The sequence below is a fragment of the Nonomuraea sp. NPDC049141 genome, assembly GCF_040648415.1.
GTDB lineage: Bacteria > Actinomycetota > Actinomycetes > Streptosporangiales > Streptosporangiaceae > Nonomuraea.
On record NZ_JBEZDR010000247.1, the window covers coordinates 1 to 1,220 of the forward strand.

At 64.8% G+C, this 1,220-nt stretch carries 1 protein-coding gene; it reads right to left on the reverse strand.

Features of this window, described 5'->3' with window-relative positions; translation table 11 throughout:
- Positions 1-613, reverse strand: a 613-nt coding sequence (locus AB0B91_RS66220; RefSeq protein ID WP_358343288.1) for a hypothetical protein, incomplete at its 3' end; no start/stop codon positions are given.
- Between the last annotated feature and the right edge of the window lie 607 nt (positions 614-1,220).

Genomic DNA, 1,220 nt, shown 5'->3' on the forward strand with positions numbered 1-1,220 from the left:
AGCGCTGGCCGTTCTTCTTCCGGGCACCGCACTGGACCGCTGGGTCGTGGACGTGGCAGAGGCCCGACGGGCGTGGGTTGATGGGGCAGGGAGCGCCCTTGCGTGTGGTGGCGTGGCAGCGGGAAGCCGCGGGTGGTTCGGGTACTGCCGCAGCAACGGCCGCATCTGTTTCGGCTCTGGAGTAGAGGAGGCGGCCGGCGATGCGGCGTTGGGTGGTGGGGATGTCGACCAGGGCGACCGGACGCGGCACGATCCAGGTTCGGGGGCTACCCCAGCGAACCCAGACTGCGACAGCTCCCGCGTCGGCTTCGCAAAGCAGCTTGCGCGATGACCACTGCTTGTCGGTTCTGTCAATCTCAACGGCGATCGGTGGTGCTCCTAGGCGCTCACAAACAACGTCGAGGTAACCGGGCCGATCTGGATGGGAGCCGGGCAGGCCCGCGATGCTCGGTACTTCCCGTCGAACGCGCCAGCCGTGTGCAACGCCCCAGTCCACGACGCCGCTCGTCAGCGCTGCCGTCACCCGTGGTGCTGACCAGTCAGTGAAGGTGAGGGGCGCGAGCCACTTGGTCAGGGACTCGGCTGCCCGCAACGAGCGAAGCGCCAGATCCATTGAAAGAGACTAGCGTCTCTGTGTGACGGAATGGCTACCTCCCGATCTACCCTGTGACTACGCACAAGCCGATGGCAGCGCGAAGGGAGTCCAGTGGTGGGATGGGTGCAGTGGTTGATCGCGGTAGGACTGACCATCTTCGTTGGGTGGGGCATCGTTTTCTGGATCATGCAGCGTCGTGCGGGGAGCCACAAGGCGCATTACTCGGATGGCTGCGCGAAGCCCTTGGTTGAGAAGGCGTATCGCACTGACGGGTCTCGCAAGAACATCCTTCCGCGACCGGGGGACGGCGAGGTCGAGGACCTGGAGCACCTTCTCGAACACCGAAGGGAGCGCAGTAACTGAGTGCGTAGCGACGGACGCAGGCCAGGACGGACGTGGGTGACGCTGGCGGGCCGCTTAGGGGAGACAACCCGACAATTGCTCAGCCAGCGACGCGCGTGATCGTTGACTGGGAGCGACGGAGTGGAACTCCGCCTAAAGGCTTTCGACGAAACTCGACATTCGTCGAGATCCGTGGGCGACATGGAGGCGGTGTGTCGAACGTCACACTACCCCCGGCGTGTTGCCGCAAATTTGGCATCGGGCCGCACTAGGCTCCGGCTGG